This window comes from Streptomyces atroolivaceus (assembly GCF_000717025.1).
Classification (GTDB): domain Bacteria; phylum Actinomycetota; class Actinomycetes; order Streptomycetales; family Streptomycetaceae; genus Streptomyces; species Streptomyces atroolivaceus.
In genome coordinates, this window is the sequence record NZ_JNXG01000018.1 from 205,737 (window position 1) to 222,813 (window position 17,077).

At 72.6% G+C, this 17,077-nt stretch carries 12 protein-coding genes; 1 reads left to right on the forward strand and 11 read right to left on the reverse strand.

Going from position 1 to position 17,077, the window contains the following annotated elements; translation table 11 throughout:
- Positions 1 to 11 precede the first annotated feature (11 nt).
- The 8 genes from OO67_RS29725 to OO67_RS29760 all read right to left on the reverse strand — a co-directional run bounded on the left by OO67_RS29725 (position 12) and on the right by OO67_RS29760 (position 9,448).
- A complete protein-coding gene (locus OO67_RS29725; protein ID WP_033304842.1) occupies positions 12 to 1,178 on the reverse strand; it encodes a GNAT family N-acetyltransferase in 1,167 nt (388 codons plus the stop codon).
- A complete protein-coding gene (locus tag OO67_RS29730; RefSeq protein ID WP_033304843.1) occupies positions 1,175 to 1,843 on the reverse strand; it encodes a YveK family protein in 669 nt (222 codons plus the stop codon). The genes OO67_RS29725 and OO67_RS29730 overlap by 4 nt, the downstream gene beginning before the upstream one ends.
- Positions 1,840 to 2,991, reverse strand: coding sequence for a glycosyltransferase (locus OO67_RS29735; RefSeq protein ID WP_033304844.1), 1,152 nt, complete (start codon positions 2,989 to 2,991; stop codon positions 1,840 to 1,842). Before OO67_RS29735 ends, OO67_RS29730 begins: the two co-directional genes overlap by 4 nt.
- Positions 2,988 to 3,758 carry a polysaccharide deacetylase family protein gene (locus OO67_RS29740; RefSeq protein ID WP_033304845.1) on the reverse strand — a complete coding sequence of 257 codons (771 nt, stop codon included), beginning with the start codon at positions 3,756 to 3,758 and terminating at the stop codon, positions 2,988 to 2,990. Before OO67_RS29740 ends, OO67_RS29735 begins: the two co-directional genes overlap by 4 nt.
- Positions 3,748 to 5,337: a lipid II flippase MurJ gene (locus OO67_RS29745; protein ID WP_033305018.1), complete on the reverse strand. Its 1,590-nt coding sequence runs from the start codon at positions 5,335 to 5,337 to the stop codon at positions 3,748 to 3,750. Before OO67_RS29745 ends, OO67_RS29740 begins: the two co-directional genes overlap by 11 nt.
- 50 nt (positions 5,338 to 5,387) lie before the next feature.
- Complete coding sequence (locus OO67_RS29750) at positions 5,388 to 6,701, reverse strand: O-antigen ligase family protein (protein ID WP_051710037.1); 1,314 nt, start codon at positions 6,699 to 6,701, stop codon at positions 5,388 to 5,390.
- 87 nt (positions 6,702 to 6,788) lie between these two features.
- The gene (locus tag OO67_RS29755; RefSeq protein ID WP_033304846.1) at positions 6,789 to 8,276 is read right to left on the reverse strand and encodes a sugar transferase; all 1,488 of its coding nucleotides are present in this window, start codon (positions 8,274 to 8,276) and stop codon (positions 6,789 to 6,791) included.
- Positions 8,273 to 9,448 (reverse strand): glycosyltransferase family 4 protein, encoded by a 1,176-nt coding sequence (locus OO67_RS29760; protein ID WP_033304847.1) that lies wholly within the window; start codon positions 9,446 to 9,448, stop codon positions 8,273 to 8,275. The genes OO67_RS29755 and OO67_RS29760 overlap by 4 nt, the downstream gene beginning before the upstream one ends.
- 583 nt (positions 9,449 to 10,031) lie before the next feature.
- On the opposite strand from OO67_RS29760, the gene pgm reads away from it, so the two are divergent.
- Positions 10,032 to 11,678: a phosphoglucomutase (alpha-D-glucose-1,6-bisphosphate-dependent) gene (gene pgm, locus OO67_RS29765; RefSeq protein ID WP_033304848.1), complete on the forward strand. Its 1,647-nt coding sequence runs from the start codon at positions 10,032 to 10,034 to the stop codon at positions 11,676 to 11,678.
- A 221-nt stretch (positions 11,679 to 11,899) separates the two neighbouring features.
- Here the strand turns inward: pgm and meaB are convergent, their stop codons facing one another.
- Genes meaB through mutA form a run of 3 tightly spaced genes read right to left on the reverse strand, consistent with a single transcriptional unit; the run spans position 11,900 to position 16,981 of the window.
- Positions 11,900 to 12,889 carry a methylmalonyl Co-A mutase-associated GTPase MeaB gene (meaB, locus tag OO67_RS29770; RefSeq protein ID WP_033304849.1) on the reverse strand — a complete coding sequence of 330 codons (990 nt, stop codon included), beginning with the start codon at positions 12,887 to 12,889 and terminating at the stop codon, positions 11,900 to 11,902.
- 10 nt (positions 12,890 to 12,899) lie between these two features.
- On the reverse strand, positions 12,900 to 15,125 hold the full coding sequence (scpA, locus tag OO67_RS29775; protein WP_033304850.1) for a methylmalonyl-CoA mutase: 2,226 nt from the start codon (positions 15,123 to 15,125) through the stop codon (positions 12,900 to 12,902).
- The gene (gene mutA / locus OO67_RS29780; protein ID WP_033304851.1) at positions 15,125 to 16,981 is read right to left on the reverse strand and encodes a methylmalonyl-CoA mutase small subunit; all 1,857 of its coding nucleotides are present in this window, start codon (positions 16,979 to 16,981) and stop codon (positions 15,125 to 15,127) included. The genes scpA and mutA overlap by 1 nt, the downstream gene beginning before the upstream one ends.
- Positions 16,982 to 17,077 lie beyond the last annotated feature (96 nt).

Consider the following 17,077-nt stretch of genomic DNA (forward strand, 5'->3'; position numbering starts at 1 on the left):
ATCATCCTGACTCAACTCCGGCCCAGGGCCGCGAGCCCGGCAGCCGGAAGCTCGCTCAGCCGGCCCCGCCAGTCCCGCGCTCCGGGAAAGCGGGACTTCACCGTTTCCGCGGCCCGGTCCCGCACGGTCAGCTGCGTCTCGCGCAGCCGCAACAGCGGCTCCAGTGCGGAACGGGCCAGCAGCAGACGCTGATTGACGACGGGCACCGGGCCCCAGTGGTTCTTGTACTGTTCCGAGCCACGCAGCAGACTCAGCACACCGCCATCCGAGCCCACCGTCTCCCGCGCGATCTCGCGCAGCAGCATCGAGGAGACGTCCACCTTCCTCTCCCTGAGCAGGGGATCGGCACCGTAGAGGTAACCCCCGGTCAGCTGCGCGGACCGGAACGACAGGTCGGCGGCCACCACCTCCCCGTCGAGCAGGAACTCCCTCACCGAGGCCTCGCCGTCGCGCACCATCCGGCGAGCGGACCGCACGAGGTGCGCACAGAAGCGGGGCCGCAGGTGCTCCGGGTTGACCCCTCTGCCGAGCCACTGGAGTTCGTGCAGCCGCAGCAGGGTGCCGACCGCGCCCGCCACCCGGTGAACGGGCGCCGTCCGGCACTCGATGCCCAACGCGTCGATCCTGCGCAGCTTGGCCCGGGCCCGCTGGGCACGCGAACCGGTCATCCGTCCGATGAGGGCGTCGATCGGCCCGGCGGGCAATTCCATGCAGGTCGAGTCCGAGCGGCTGCTCCGGGCGCCGGGCCATTGCTCGAACAGCAGGTGTGCCGAGGCTTCGGGCCGTACCTCCCGCAAGTCCACGACCGCGTGTGCGGCTGCCCGGTGGAGTCCGTGCCCCAGCGCGTCGACCGCTGCCCGGGTGTCCTCGCCGTCCGCCAGGATGTCGAAGAAGTCGGAGATCGCGCCGCCCATCGGCACCAGCAGAGGCATCGGGCGGTGCACGAGCATCAGGGGTGCCGCGCCGATCAGGCGTCCGCCCCGGCGCGCCAGCAGGACCCGGAGCCGGCCCGGGGTTCCGTAGGAGAGCCACCACGAGTGGAGCCACGCGTGACTCTGGAAGGGCGTGGCAGAGGTGCAGCGGCGGTGCAGCGCGTCCCACTCGGGGGCGAGATCCGCGAAGTCCGGCAGATCCCTGCAGAGGGTGACGGTGAGCCTCCCGCGAAGGCCGGTGTTCATCGCACGAGCTCCCGTTCGTCGGACGCGCCGCCCTGGGCGGGGGCGGGTACCTGAGCGGTGACACCCCGGCGGCCGGGGCGGGGGCGGACCAGAAGGACCAGTCCGCCGACCAGCCCGCCCACGGAGGCGCCCACGGCCGTGCCGAGCGGCGCGGAGGGGGACACCGGATCGACCGGCGTCACGGCGTGCGAGAACTTGATCAGCTTCACGCCGGTGTCCTTCGCGACGTGTCCGCTGCTGACGACCACGGCCTCGGTCACCGCGTTGGCGATGTCCGCGGCGCGGTCCCGGTCCGCCGACGTACCGGTGACCGCGATCATGGGCGAGTCGGGGGAGGTCTCGGACCGCACGTGCCCGCGGAGCTCACGGACGGGTTCCCCGGCGGCCCCCTTGGCGTAGGTGAGGGTGGCGTCGCTGGTGGCCAGGCGGCCGTACGACTGCGCGTAGCCCAGCGCGGCGGCAGGATCGATGTCCTTGCCGGCGGTGACCATGGCATAGCTGGTGGCCGCGTACTCGGGCCGGGCGAGCATTCCGTACGAGAATCCGCAGGCGGCTCCCAGAAGGACGCAGGCGGGCAGTGGCCACCAGGCGGGCCGTACGAATGCGGGGCGCAGCCTGCGGAAGCGTCCGATGACGGACGGCTGCTGCTCGGGCGAGTCGGTCATGGGTGAACTCTCTCGGTCGGGGGGAGGGGGGCGGTGGCGACGGCCTGTGCGTAGACGTCCAGGAGGCGCCGGCTGCTGGACCTGATGTCGTAGGCGTCCACGACGGGAGGCGGCGGCAGCCTCCGGGTGCCGCTCTCCACGTGGTGCCGCAGCGCGGCTGTCAGCTCCTCCTCCGGACCGGTCGTGCCGGAGGAGGAGCCGATACGGGTGGTGCCCGGCACCCGGCCCGCCGGGAGGTCCTCGATCGCGGGGCAGGCCGCGTGCACCACGGGCAGTCCGGCGGCCAGGGCCTCGACGACGGCAAGGCCGAAGGACTCCTCGCGTGACGCCGAGACGAAGATGTCGACGGCACTGAGCACCGCGGGAATCGTGGGAGCGGCGCCCGCGGTGCCGCACTCGCCGAGGAACCTGACACGGCCTGCCACACCGAGCCGGGCGGCGAGAGCACGCAGCGGCACGGCTTCCGGTCCGTCACCGGCCAGTACGAGCCAGGCACCGGGGAGGGCGGCGACGGCGCCGATCAGCAGATCGAAGCGCTTTCCGGGCACCAGCCTGCCCACGCCCCCGACCACGTAGGCCGCGTCGGGGAGTCCCAGCAGGGACCGTGTGAAGCGCCGTTGCGCGCTGTCGAAGCGGAATGCCGCCGCATCGATACCGTTGGGCACCGTATGGATCCGGGCGGCCGGCACACCCCAGTCGCGCAGCCTGCCCGCGACGGTGTCGGACACGGCGACGGTCGCCGCTCCGAGCCGCTCGGTGCGCAGATAGAGCTCCCGGGTGCCCCGGGTGAGCGGTCGTCCCTCGATCTCCGCGTGCCCCAGTGAATGCTCCGTCGCCACCACCGTGGCCCCGGCGAGGCGCGCCGCGATCCGGCCGTAGACACAGGCCCGGTAGAGATGCGTGTGCACGAGGTCGTACGAACCGCGGCGGATGAGCCGGGCCAGGCGGGGCACGGCGCCGAGGTCCCGGTTGCTCCTCATCCCCAGGTCCCGCACCCGGACGCCGTCCGCCCGCATCCCTTCCGCGACCGCTCCCGGGTTGGTGAGCGTCACGACGTCGCAGCGCACCGGCAGGTGGCGCAGCAGCAGCCGCAGTTGCTGCTCGGCCCCGCCGACTCCGAGGCCGGTGATGATGTGCAGCGCCTTCACCTCGCGTCACCCTGCGCCGCCGTGCCGGCGGAGCGGTGCAGCAGCCTGTGCCGTACTTCCTTGGCCCGCAGACGGGCGCCTCGGTCGGCGTGGCTGACATGCGTGCGGGGAAGGGCGAACGGGCCGGAGAGCGCGCCGGGGGCGAGGGCGCAGCCGTAGGCGTATCCCGCTGCCCGTACGGACTCGACCACCCTCCGGTCGACCGTGCCGTACGGGTAGCAGAAGCCTGACGGCGTCTGCCGGACGATGCGGGTGAGCGCGTCCCTGCTGCCCTGTGTCTCCCTGCGCAGTTCGTCGTCGGGCAGTGCCGTCAGGTTCCGATGGAGCATCCCGTGGGAGCCGACCTCCATGCCCGCCGCCGCGACGGTACGGATGCCCTCCTCGGTGAGCAGCGGTCTGCGCGGGCCGAGCGGATCCCAGGCGTTGGAGCCCCCGGGACGGCCGGGCAGGACGAACACCGTCGCGGTGCAGCCGTGAGCGAGCAGCACCGGGAGCGCCTCGTCGAGGAAGTCGGCGTACCCGTCGTCGAAGGTGAGCCCGACCAGCCCCCGGCTCCCGGCGGTCCGCGCGCCCAGAAGCGTCGCGATGGCCACGCCGGTCAGCCCTCGGCGCCGCAGCCAGGTCAGCTGCTCGTCGAGGCGGTCTGCGGAGACGGTGATCCCGTACGGATCGTCCGCGGGATCACTCACCGAGTGATAGGTCAGGATCCACGCCTCGGACCGGAACCGGAGCGTACGGGCGGGGCGCGGCGAAGTGTCAACGGCCATGCGGGAACCTCTGTCGGATGAGTGCCAGCAGATGAACGGCCTCGGGGGCTCGGAGCGCGAGCCCGGTGAGAAGGAACGCCGTGGGTACGAGGAGGCAGCCGGCCGCCAGGCCCGCCACCGGTCCGGCCACCAGGTCCGTGGCCAGCCGGCCGGCGGCTGCCGCGACCGCCGCCGCCGCCACCGGCCGGGCGAGGGAGAGCGCGACGGTCCCGGTCCGCACCGCGACCGCCCGCGAGCCCAGCCCGAGCAGCATCAGCACGGCGGCCGTACTGATGCCGAGGGCGTTGGCGGCCGCGATGCCGTTGACGCCGAACGGGCGGGTCAGGAGCAGCCCGGCCGCTGTGGTGACCAGGAGCCCCGCCCCCATCGCGCAGAGCGGGTACCAGGTGGGCCTGCCTGCCGAGAAGAAGGGCCGGCACAGAGCGCCGACCAGCGTGTGGCCGAGCAGCCCGAGGGCGTAGACCCGCATGGCACCGGCCGTGGCGGCGGTGTCCGTGGCGTCGAAGGCGCCCCGCTGGAAAAGGACTTCGACGATCAGGGGCGCACAGCCGAACACCGTCGCCGTGCCCAGCAGCACCACGGTCCCGGCGAGGGCGAGATCACGTTCGACCCGTCGCCGGGCACCGTCCCGGTCCCCGGCGGCCATGGCCCGCGCGACGACGGGGAAGGTCACCGTGCAGATCATCATGGACAGGACCATCGGCAGCTGCGCGACCTTCTGCGCGTAGTTGAGATGGGAGATGGCACCGTCCGGCAGGGACGAGGCGAGGAACCGCTCCACGAACACCTGCGACTGACGGCTCACCACGAACAGGACGACCGGCGCCAGGACCGCCGCGCCGAGGAGAGCGGGGCCCCGCTTCCGCGCCGCCCGCTCACCGCCCCGGCCCGGCATCAGCCGTAGGAAGGTGGGCAGCAGGGTGAGGATCATCAGCAGGCTGCCCACGGCGACCCCCGCGGCCGCGGCGCGCACCCCCCACACGGTGTGAAGCGCCAGAGTCATGCCGATGATGCCGATGTTGTACGCGATGTAGACACCGGCCGGTGCCAGGAACCGGCCGTGCGCCCGCAGCGCGGCACTGAAGTACCCCGTGATGCCGAAGGTGAGCACCGTGACGGCCGTCAGACGTGTGCATTCCACCGCGAGCCGGGGGTCGTCCAGACCGGGCGCGAGGATACCGACGGCCCAGGGAGCGCCCCAGACCAGCAGCCCGCCCGCACAGGCCAGCGCGGCGAACAGCCTCGGAAGGGTGCCGGCCACGAGGGCGCGGACCGGGTCCCGGGCGTGGCCACCGCCGGCACGCCGCGTCAGGGCCAGGCTGAACGCCGGTACGAGGAGCAGCGCCATGCCGTCCTCGATCAGCAGCGTGGCCGCCATCTCCGGCACCGTCCAGGCGATCAGAAAGGCGTCGCTGGCATGGCTGGCGCCGAAGAGCCGGGCGATGGCCTGGTCCCGGACGAGCCCCAGCAGGGCGGCGACCACGGTCAGACCCGCCGCACCGCCCGCCGCCCGCGCGAGGAAGCGTCCGGGCCGGACCGGAGCATCTGGCGTGGACGGCGCGGTGACCGTAGCCTCCACGGCCTCACCGGTGACCGTAGCCTCCACGGCCTCACCCGTGGCGGTCCCGCTCACGCGGCGGTCGCCCTCTCCGGCTCGGAGAGTGCCCACCACGCGGCAAGACCGAGCACGATCCCGGTCAGGACGGTGGAGGGACCACCGATGTCCGCGTAGAGGAAGTCGACCGTCTGCCAGGTCATCAGCCCGACGGCGGCGAGACCGCAGTCGACGGCCGCGGCTCCCCGTGCCCGTGCGAGCACCAGCCTGCGTACCCCGCCCACCAGCAGGGCCGCCCAGGAGCCCGCCAACGCCGTGAAGCCGATGAGCCCCTGCTCGCTGAGCACCAGCAGATACATGTTGTGGGGGGAGAGCAGCGGCTGCTTGCGGAACTCCTGCCCGGCACCCGCCGTGTCGCTGCCGGCGGAGAGCCCGATCGAGGCGTGGGCGTCCCGGTGCGCCGGGAAGCCCTTGAGACCGACGCCGGTCGCGGGGTGCTCGCGCCACATGCCCGTCGCGGCGGCCCACATGGTGTAGCGGTCGTTGACCGACCGGTCGGGCGTACTGGTCACCTCGGTGATGCTGGTGAGGCGCTGCGAGATCATCTCGGACCCGACGCCGAATCCGCCCACCAGGACGACTCCGGCCGCGCCCAGCACAGCCAGCGCGCGGACGGCCTGCCGGAGTCCGGTCAGCGCGATCACCGCGAGGGCCCCCGCGGCCGTCGCGATCCACGCCCCCCGGCTGAAGGACAGCGCGAGTGGGACGACCAGAAGCGCGGCGGCCGCGAGGGCCCACGCCCTCAGCGGACGAGGCGCGCCGGCGGGGGCGCGGAGCGCGTACGCGGTGGCCGCGACCAGACCGTAGCCGACGACCGTGGCCATCCCCATCACGTCACCGGGGCCGAACGTGCCGACCGCGCGGACGTCCTCGCCCATGTAGGAGGCGCCGGAGCCGGTGAGGTACTGGTGGACACCCGTCGCGCCCTGGACGGCCGCCAGCAGGACGACCGCGCCCGCGACGGCCCGGAACCCCCGGGCATCCCTGACCAGGAGAAGGACGGCGGCCGGCACCAGGACGAAGATCTGCAGGTACCGCACGAACCCCGGCAGTGCCGCCACCGGGTCCGCGGCGGTGACCGTGGCCAGGGCGATGCCCACCGCCGGCAGTCCCAGCACCACCGCCGCGGCCGTCGTGAGCGGACGCCGCCGCAGGAACAGCAGGCGGCCCGCGCAGACGAGCACGGCCACACCCGAGAGCAGATCGGCCGCCCGTACGCCGGACACGCTCCCGGTCTCCGTGCCGTCTGCCGGGAGGGCCACGAGCAGGACCGTCGCGAGCAGCGGCAGCAGCGGCAGCAGCGGCAGCAGCGGCAGCAGCGGCAGCAGCGGCCAGCGGTCGCGCCGCTCGCGGGGCAGCGCCTTCTCGCGGGCGGTCTGTGCGGCCGGTGCCGTGGTCAGGGTGAGTGTCACGGGTCAGCTGCCTCCGAGCCGGAACACCGAGCCGGCCGTGCGCGCCAGCACGCACACGTCCTGCCACAGCGACCACGTCTCGATGTAACGGTTGTCGAAGCGGGCCCGGTCCTCGATCGACGTGTCGCCGCGCAGGCCGTGCACCTGGGCCAGTCCCGTGATGCCCACCGGCATCCGGTGCCGGGTCCGGTAACCGGGGTGCTTCCGGCTGAACTGCGCGACGAAGTAGGGCCGTTCGGGGCGCGGCCCGACCAGGCTCATGTCTCCGCGCACGACGTTCCACAGCTGCGGCAGCTCATCGAGCGACGTCCTGCGCAGCGTCCTGCCCACGCCGCTCATGCGCCGGTCGGCCGACACGTTCCACCGGGTGGCCGACTCGTGGGCGTCGGCCGGGCGCAAGGTGCGGAACTTCAGCAGGACGAACGGCCGCCCGTACCTGCCGATCCGCTCCTGACGGAAGATGACGCCGGGGCCGTCGCAGACCCGTACGGCGAGTGCGCAGGCGGCCATCACCGGGGACGCCACCACCAGTGCCACCGTGGCCAGGACGGCGTCCATGGCCCGCTTCACCCGGTGAGCCACCGGACGGCGCGGTCCGGGGTACAGCGAGTGCGCCGCGAATCCCCACACATGGTCCGGCCGGGGCGCGGTCCTGCAGTGGCCGACCGTCCCCTGATCGGTGATCAGCCACACCCGGCAGCCGTGCCGCACGAAGAGCGCGAAGAGCTCCGCCCCGTCGGGCGCGGCCTCGGGCGGGACCGTGAAGACGGCATGCCGTACGGAGTTCTGCACCACGGCCCGGCCGGCGTCCCGCACCGACGCGAGAACGGGTAGCGGCGCTTGGCCGGCCGGTGCGTCCGCGTCCGTACCGGAGCCCACCGAGCCCACCACCCGGCCGACCGGCCGCATCCCGTACCGCGCGTGCTCCTGCAGCACGGCGACGACCCGGTCGGCGACCGGACCGTCGCCGATCACCAGCGCCGACTGCGGAGCGCGTGCGGCCGACCAGAGCCGGGACCGGTGTACGACGGCACGGGCCCCGCAGCTCACCAGGGTCTGGAGGCCGGCCGCACAGCCGAGCGTCACCCACCCGACGGTGTGGCGCGGGTCGTACGCGGACACCGCCTCTGCGACGACGTACCACTGCACCGCGGCCAGCCCGGCCAGCGCGGGGAGCTCCGCCAGAGCGGACGGGGAGAGCCCGGTCCGGTAGAGGCCCCGGTAGGCGTTCAGGAGCAGCTGTACGGCAGCCTGCACGAGGACGGCGACCGGTGGCCACGGGCCGGGTGCGACCAGCGCCACGGTCAGGCCGAGGGAGAGTGCGTCGGAGGCCATGAGCGCCGTCGGCGCCCGCCGTCGCGCGGCACCTCCGGCGGCCTGTGGGGCCGGAGCCCCGTCCCTGCCGCTGCGCGGCGGGCGGATCGTGGCAGCCGCACGCCGTACGGCAGTTGCCTGGGCGGCTCCGGGGGCAGGTGCACTATCCGTCGTCATCGCTCGGTGCGCTTCCTCGTCGTGGGGCGGGACTGGCCGACAAGTTCCTGGTAGAGGCGCAGGACCGCACCGGCGGTCTCCGTCACGTCGAAGAGCGACCGGGTGCGGCTCTGTGCCGTGCGGCCAAGCTCCACGCGCAGCGCCGGATCGCTCAGCAGAGTGGTCAGCGCCGCCGCGAGTGCTGCGGGGTCCTCCGGCGGCACGAGGCAATGGGGCAGGTGACCGGGCGGCAGGCTTTCCCTGGCCCCGTCGACGTCGGTCAGCAGGACGGGCGTGCCGCAGGCCATGGCTTCGAGGGGGGCCAGCGCCATCCCCTCCCACCGCGAGGGGAGAACCAGGAGATCCGCCGCCTGGATCCAGGGCCGCACATCCGGGCTGGCCCCCGTGAACAGCACTCCGGGGGGCGCGGAGCGCCGCAGCTCCTCCCCGTACGGCCCGTCCCCGACCAGGACCAGCCGGGCACCGCCCACCGTTGCCCTCCGCCAGGCGTGCAGCAGCAGGTCCTGGCCCTTCTGCCGGCTCAGGCGGCCGACGCACACGACGAGCGGCACGCCGACGGGGATCTCCTCGGGCAAGGGGAGCGAGGCGCGGACGGAGGCGGCGGAGCCCTCATGGGCAGGCCGGAATCGGCCCAGGTCGATGCCGTTGTGGATCACCGACCAGCGTGCCGTGACGCCCGCGCGCTGCCCGGCCCGGAGCTCGGACTCGCTGACGCAGAGGATGCGGTCGCTCCACCGTGCCCCGAAGCGCTCCCACGCCACGGCCAGTTCCGCGGCCCTTCCCTCCAGGGCCTCGAACGACCAGGCGTGCGGCTGGAACACCGTCGGAATCCGGCCGCGCACGGCGAGACGCCCGGCCAGCCCCGCCTTGGCACTGTGGGCATGGATCACATCGGGAGCGGATCCCCGGATCAGCCGGCCGGCCGTGATGACCTCCCGGCCGAGCCGGGGGCCGGGGGCACGCTCCGCCGGCCAGGCGCACACCCGGGCCCCGGCGGAGGAGGCACCGGCCGCCAGTGGCCCCTGGGGCGGGCAGGCCACGACGGTCCGCAGCCCTGCCCGGACCTGCGCCGCCACGAGATCGGTCACGACCCGTGCGACTCCCCCTTCCACCGGCTGGACCAGGTGAAGGACTGTCAGTCGATTCTCGTCTGGGCAACTCTTCTGCAGCACGTACGGCTCTCTTTCACATGCCCCCGAAGAGCCGGTTCGGGTAAACACCGGCGGCAAGGAATATGGCGGCGGAGATCAAGTGGGTAAAACCGAAACGCACTGTGGCAGAGCGTGCGTGGGAAACGCGCATGACTCGCGCACGTGTCCATAAAAATCACCTCCGAACAGGCCGGCGTCCGCAGTGCCCCGAATATTGCGGCGTGTCAGACGGCTATGTCCGCCTTGGTCCGTCGCCGTGCCGCATGATGGCCGTGCCGCACCTCTCCGTTCGTATACCGGAGGCCCCGGATACGCTGACGGTAATACGCCGCAATTCATGTCGGGTTGCGTGCTCGAATTCTGGCGGCTGGTGTTCCGGCCGTCCCGGGCCGGTATTCTCCGGCCCCGCTGTCGCTCGTCGCGCTTTCCGCGTGAACCGGCCAACCACCGTGGAACGGCCCTCCGATCCACCGTGCGCCGGATGTACTGCTGGCCGGGCCGCGTACCCAGGGGCGCGGCCGAAGAGGCAGTATCGGATACGACTCGTGGTGATCGTCCGCCCCGTGGCGGTCCACGAACGGCCGATGAGGACAGAGGAGAATCGATGGTTCACGAACGGGCCGGGCAGCCGGCGCAGCCCGGAGACCTGGTGGACGTGGCACGGCTGGTGACGGCCTATTACACGGTCCGTCCCGACCCGGCCGAGCCCGGACAGCGTGTGGCCTTCGGGACGTCGGGCCACCGCGGATCGGCGTTCGCGGCGGCGTTCAACGACGACCACATCGCCGCCACCACCCAGGCCATCTGCGACTACCGGGACCGACAGGGCACGGACGGGCCACTGTTCCTCGGCGCCGACACCCACGCGCTGTCCGAACCCGCGCGCATCACGGCGGTGGAGGTGCTGGCGGCCAACGGCGCCACCGTCCTGATCGACAGCGACGACGGCTACACCCCCACGCCGGCCGTCTCGCACGCGATCCTGACGTACAACCGGGACCGCACCGCCGGCCTCGCGGACGGCATCGTCGTCACGCCGTCGCACAACCCGCCGGCCGACGGCGGGTTCAAGTACAACCCCCCGCACGGTGGTCCGGCCGGCTCGGACGCCACGTCCTGGATCCAGGACCGTGCCAACGCCCTGATCGAGGGCGGCCTCAAGGAGGTCCGGCGGATCCCCTACGCCCGGGCGCTCGCCGCCGCCACCACCGGGCGGCACGACTTCCTGACCGCCTACGTCGACGACCTCCCGGCGGTCCTCGACCTGGACGCCGTACGTGACGCGGGGATCCGGATCGGCGCCGACCCCCTCGGCGGCGCCTCGGTCGCGTACTGGGGGAGGATCGCCGAACGCCACCGGCTCGACCTCACGGTGGTCAATCCGCTCGCCGACCCCACCTGGCGTTTCATGACGCTGGACTGGGACGGCAAGATCCGGATGGACTGCTCCTCGCCGTACGCCATGGCATCCCTGATCGAGCGACGCGACGCCTACACCATCGCCACCGGCAACGACGCCGACGCCGACCGGCACGGCATCGTCACGCCCGACGGCGGTCTGATGAACCCCAACCACTACCTGGCCGTCGCGATCCGCTATCTCTACTCCCACCGTGAGGGCTGGCCGGCCGGTACCGGCATCGGCAAGACCCTGGTCTCCTCCTCCATGATCGACCGGGTCGCCGCGGACCTCGGACGGCGACTCGTGGAGGTCCCGGTGGGCTTCAAGTGGTTCGTCGACGGCCTGTTCGGCGGCACCCTGGGATTCGGCGGGGAGGAGTCCGCAGGAGCCTCCTTCCTGCGCCGCGACGGCCGGGTGTGGACCACGGACAAGGACGGCATCCTGCTCGCGCTGCTGGCCTCGGAGATCACGGCGGTCACCGGCTCCACCCCCTCCCAGCACTACGGCGAACTCACCGCCCGGTTCGGCGACCCGGCCTACGCCCGGGTCGACGCCCCGGCGACGCGCGAGCAGAAGGCCGTGCTGGCCAAGCTCTCCCCGGAGCAGGTCACCGCGGACACGCTGGCCGGTGAGCCGATCACCGCGGTGCTCACCGAGGCGCCGGGCAACGGTGCCGCCGTCGGCGGGCTCAAGGTCTGCACCGACAGCGCGTGGTTCGCGGCCCGTCCCTCCGGCACGGAGGACGTCTACAAGGTGTACGCGGAGAGCTTCCAGGGGGCCGCGCACCTGGCCGAGGTCCAGGACGAGGCCCGCGCCCTGGTCTCCGACGCGCTGGGCGCCCGGGGCTGACCGGCCGGGCGGGCGTGGCCGCTCCCGGTCGCGCCCGCCCTCCGCCCTTCCGGCATCCACGGGGCGAGGCCTGGGACGGTGTCCTGCCCGCCCGCACCCCGGACGCCACGGCCGTTCCGGAACCGGGGGGGCAAGGCCGTGACGGCTCCGGAGCGGGCGCCCTGGGCGTCCGGCCTCCCCGCCTGCCGAGGACGGCGCGCCGGCCGGGGTCCCGATCCGGATCAGGCTTCCCCTCGGAACGCCTGAAGGATCCGCCCGGCGGCCAGCGTGGCGGTCAACTCGCCGTCACGGACGCGCTGTTCGAGCTCGGGAGCCAGCGTACGCACCGCCGGGTGGCTGCGCAGGCTGTCCAGCAGTTCGTCACGGACCATCGTCCAGGTCCAGCCGACCTGCTGCTCCCGGCGCTTGGCCGACAGCCGCCCGGTGGCCTCCAGGAGCGTACGGTGCTGCTCCAGCCGCTCCCACAGCGCGTCCAGGCCGGTCGATTCCCTGGCACTGCACGTCAGCACCGGGGGAGTCCATTCCGCGTCCACCGGGTGCATCAGCCGCAGGGCGCCCGCCAGCTCACGTGCCGCGGAGCGGGCGTCGCGTTCGTGCGGGCCGTCGGCCTTGTTGACCGCGATGGCGTCGGCCAGCTCCAGGACTCCCTTCTTGATGCCCTGGAGCTGATCGCCGGTACGGGCCAGGGTGAGCAGCAGGAAGGTGTCGACCATGTCGGCGACCGCCGTCTCCGACTGTCCGACCCCGACCGTCTCCACCAGCACCACGTCGTAGCCGGCCGCCTCCATCACCACGATGGACTCTCGGGTCGCCTTGGCCACTCCGCCGAGGGTTCCCGCGGTGGGGGAGGGGCGTACGAACGCGCGCGCGTCCACCGCCAGCCGCTCCATCCGGGTCTTGTCACCCAGGATGGAGCCGCCGGTGCGGCTGGAGGACGGGTCCACGGCGAGCACCGCGACCCGGTGCCCGAGGCCCGTCAGCAGGGTGCCGAACGCGTCGATGAACGTGGACTTGCCCACGCCGGGCACCCCGCTGATACCGATGCGCCGGGCCTGCCCGGCGTGGGGCAGGAGCTCGCTCAGCAACTGCTGCGCCAGTACCCGGTGGTCGGGCCGCGCCGACTCCACGAGCGTGATCGCGCGCGCGACGAACGCCCTCTTCCCGTCGAGCACACCCTTGACGTAGGCGTCGACGTCGATGTTCGCGGCCACCGTCAGCGGCTCACAGCTCGTGGCCGAGCGAGGCGGCGAGCCGCGCGACCAGGTCGTGCGCTGCGTCCGGGATCACCGTGCCGGGCGGGAACACCGCGGTGGCACCCGCCTCGTGCAGCGCGTCGATGTCCTGCGGCGGAATCACCCCGCCCACCACGATCATGATGTCCTCGCGGCCCTCGGCGGCGAGCTCCTCGCGCAGCGCGGGCACGAGCGTGAGGTGGCCGGCGGCGAGCGACGAGACGCCGACGATGTGCACGTCCGCCTCGACCGCCTGCCGGGCGACCTCGCCCGGCGTCTGGAACAGCGGGCCGACGTCGACGTCGAAACCGAGGTCGGCGAAGGCCGTCGCGATCACCTTCTGGCCGCGGTCGTGGCCGTCCTGTCCCATCTTGGCGACGAGGATGCGCGGACGCCGTCCCTCCGCCTCCTCGAAGTCATCGACCAGTGTGCGGGTGCGGTCCACCGACGGTGACTCTCCTGCCTCTTTGCGGTACACGCCGGAGATCGTACGGATCTGGCCGGCGTGCCTCCCGTACACCTTCTCCAGCGCGTCGGAGATCTCCCCGACCGTGGCCATGGCCCGGGCGGCGTCGACGGCCAGCGCCAGCAGGTTGCCCTCGAGTCCTGGCCCGGGGTCCCGCTCGGCCGCGGCCGTCAGAGCGCGCAGCGCGGCCTGGCAGGCCGCCTCGTCACGCTCCTCACGCAGTCGGCGGAGCTTCTCGACCTGCTGGGCGCGCACGGAGGAGTTGTCGACCTTGAGTACGTCGATCTTCTCGTCGGTCTCCACCCGGTACTTGTTGACCCCGATGACCGGCTGGCGGCCGGCGTCGATGCGTGCCTGGGTGCGGGCGGCGGCTTCCTCGATCCGGAGCTTGGGGATGCCCGCGTCGATGGCCTTGGCCATGCCGCCGGCCGCCTCGACCTCCTGGATGTGCTGCCAGGCCCGCTGCGCCAGGTCGTGTGTGAGCCTTTCGACGTACGCGCTGCCGCCCCAGGGGTCGATGACCCGGCAGGTGCCGGACTCCTGCTGGAGCAGCAGCTGCGTGTTGCGGGCGATCCGTGCGGAGAAGTCCGTCGGGAGGGCGAGTGCCTCGTCGAGGGCGTTGGTGTGCAGCGACTGGGTGTGCCCCTGGGTCGCGGCCATCGCCTCGACGCAGGTGCGCGTGACGTTGTTGAACACGTCCTGCGCGGTCAGGGACCAGCCGGACGTCTGTGAATGGGTGCGCAGCGACAGCGACTTGGCGTTCTTCGGCCCGAACTCCTTGACCAGCTTCGCCCACAGCAGGCGGGCCGCGCGCAGTTTGGCGATCTCCATGAAGAAGTTCATGCCGATCGCCCAGAAGAAGGAGAGGCGTGGTGCGAACGCGTCGACGTCCAGGCCCGCCGCCTGTCCGGCCCGCAGGTACTCCACCCCGTCGGCCAGGGTGTAGGCGAGCTCCAGGTCGGCCGTCGCGCCGGCTTCCTGGATGTGGTAGCCGGAGATGGAGATGGAGTTGTAGCGCGGCATCTTCTGCGAGGTGAACGCGAAGATGTCGGAGATGATCCGCATCGAGGGGCCGGGCGGGTAGATGTAGGTGTTGCGGACCATGAACTCCTTGAGGATGTCGTTCTGGATGGTCCCGGCCAGCTTCTCGGGCGGCACGCCCTGTTCTTCCGCGGCGACGATGTACAGGGCGAGTACGGGAAGTACGGCGCCGTTCATCGTCATCGACACCGACATCCTGTCGAGCGGGATGCCGTCGAAGAGCTGGCGCATGTCGTAGATGGAGTCGATGGCGACGCCGGCCATGCCGACGTCGCCGGTGACCCGGGGGTGGTCGCTGTCGTAACCGCGGTGGGTGGGCAGGTCGAACGCGACCGAGAGTCCCTTCTGGCCGGCTGCCAGGTTGCGCCGGTAGAAGGCGTTGGACTCCTCGGCCGTGGAGAAACCGGCGTACTGGCGGATGGTCCAGGGCTGGTTGACGTACATCGTCGGGTACGGGCCGCGCAGATACGGAGCGATGCCGGGGTACGTGCCGAGGAAGTCCAGCCCCTCCAGATCCCGCCCCGTGTACAGCGGCTTGACGTCGATGCCCTCCGGGGTCTCCCAGAGCAGCTCGTCCTCGGACCGGCCCGCCGACTCCTTCACCGCGGCCTTCCACTGGTCCTCGGGGACCACGGTGGCGGGCTCGCCGGCCAGCGGGACGTCGGAGAAGTCCGGCACGGTCGTCCCGGTGGTCTCGGGGGTCTGCATCACGCCACTCCCATGCGGTCGAGTTCGGAGGAGAGGACGGCGACCACGTCGCAGCCGGCGAACACGTGGACGTCGGCCCCTGTGTACTCGCCCGGTCTGCCCGCCAGGAAGATCTGTTCGGCGCCCGCGGCCCTGAGGGCCGACGCGACGGCTTCGGCCTGTTCGCCGTAGAGCGTGTCCGTCGAGCACAGGCAGGCGATCGTCGCTCCGCTGGCCGTGAAGGCCGCGGCAGCGGTCGACGCGTCCACGGACGCCGGTTCGTGGACGGGCTCGATGCCGCCGGACAGGAAGAGGTTCGCCGCGAAGGAGGCCCGCCCGGTGTGCACCGAGGCGGGCCCCAGTGCGGCGATGAACACCTTGGGGCGGCTGCCCGTGGCCGCCAGGTGAGCGTCGGACCTGGCCCGCAGCGTCTCGAAGGCCTCATCGCGCCGTACCTCGGGCAGTCCGCCGCCCGACGGCGCGGCGGGCACGGCCTCGCGCTCCACCGGCCGTTCGTCGAGAGCCGGGAACTCGCTGACTCCGGTCACCGGCTCCTTGCGCCGTGCCAGGTCCTTGCTCCGCGCCGCCCAGGTGGCGGCGAGCCGTTCCCGGACCATGCCGGAGCGAAGGGCGGCTGCCTGGCCGCCGGTCCGCTCCACCTCCTGGAAGAACGACCAGGCGGCGGCGGCGAGTTCATCGGTCAACCGCTCGACGTACCAGGAACCGCCCGCCGGGTCGATGACCCGGGCCAGGTGCGACTCCTCCATCAGGATCGTCGAGGTGTTGCGGGCGATGCGCCGGGCGAACGCGTCCGGGAGCCCCAGCGCATGATCGAACGGCAGCACGGTGACGGATTCCGCTCCGCCCACGCCCGCGCCCAGACAGGCCAGCGTCGTCCGCAGCATGTTCACCCAGGGATCACGGCGCGTCATCATCACCGACGAGGTCACGGCGTGCTGGCGCTGTGCCCCCGCGCCCGGGGCCCCGCAGACCTCGGCGACACGGGCCCACAGCCTCCGGGCGGCGCGCAGCTTCGCGATGGTCAGGAACTGGTCGGCCGTCGCCGCGTACCGGAACTCCAGCTGCGCGCACGCCTCCTGGACGCTGAGCCCCGACGTCGTCAGCTCACGGAGGTAGGCGACACCGGTGGCCAGCGAGAGCCCCAGCTCCTCGGCGGCGGAGCCGCCCGCCTCGTGGTAGGGCAGCGCGTCCACGGTCAGGGAGCGGAGTCCGGGGTACTCGCGGGAGCACAGCCGCGCCCAGTGGGCGGCAGGGCCCAGCTCCGGCTCGGCGCCCGTACGCGCGGCCTGCCCGAGCGGATCCACCCCGAGACTGCCGCGCACAGCCTCCTTCGCGATTCCACGGGCCTCGTAGAGCCCGAGCAGTTCGCGGACGGCGGGCCCGGGATCGGCGCCGGCGTCGAGCGCGACGGGCGCCAGGTCGAGATGGACGCCCTCGAGCGCGCGGCCGAGGCCGGAGACCGGCACCCCGCCCGGTCCGCCCACGGACAGCCAGAGCGACGTGACACCGTTCTCGAGATCGCCGAGCACGGCCTCGTTCAGGCGCACGGGATCGGCCAGCGCGTGGCGCTGGCGCACGTCCCAGCCGCCCGTGGTGCTGCCCGTGGCCGTGCTGCCGCGGGTGAAGGGCGCGAAGCCAGGCAGACCAGGGTCCGCCGACGCGTCGGCCGAGGTGTACAGGGGGCGGGCTGTGAGCCCGTCCTCGAGTGCGGTGGACAGTGCTTCCTCGGCGGCCGTGCCCGTGACTTCCTTGCCTGACCTGCGCAGTACGCCTTCGACAAGGCTCTGCCACTGGTCGTGGGAAGGGTCGGGGAACTCGGCGGCCAGAGAAAGCCCGTCAGCAGGCAGGACCGTCATGCTCAGATGCTAGGTCAGCACTCCGACGAGCAGCAGGGCTACCGACTGTGACCTTGCACTCTCCGAAATGCGAGAATTTCCACGGCTGGAGAGGCC